The following is a 211-nucleotide window of genomic DNA, read 5'->3' on the forward strand; positions in this document are numbered from 1 at the left end:
ATTTAGGCCTAATATGCTCAATCACTTTGATTTTAGCGGGTATGAACTCAAGCTTTTCTGACTTATCTTCACCCATTCTATGTAGCTCACCGCCACAGCAATCACAGGTTTTGTCGATGATGTCGTGAATAACTTGCTCACGAGGTAAGTCTTTTGGCAGTGGCTTACGCACCGGCTTTTTACGGGTATAGCTAATGGATTGTTGCTCTGC

At 43.6% G+C, this 211-nt stretch carries 1 protein-coding gene; it reads right to left on the reverse strand.

Going from position 1 to position 211, the window contains the following annotated elements:
• On the reverse strand, positions 1–211 hold a 211-nt coding region (locus AAEZ18_RS19890; protein ID WP_350595978.1), incomplete at both ends, for an IS66 family transposase zinc-finger binding domain-containing protein.

The sequence above is a fragment of the Pseudoalteromonas sp. 19-MNA-CIBAN-0066 genome, assembly GCF_040308705.1.
GTDB classification, from domain to species: Bacteria; Pseudomonadota; Gammaproteobacteria; order Enterobacterales; family Alteromonadaceae; genus Pseudoalteromonas; species Pseudoalteromonas nigrifaciens.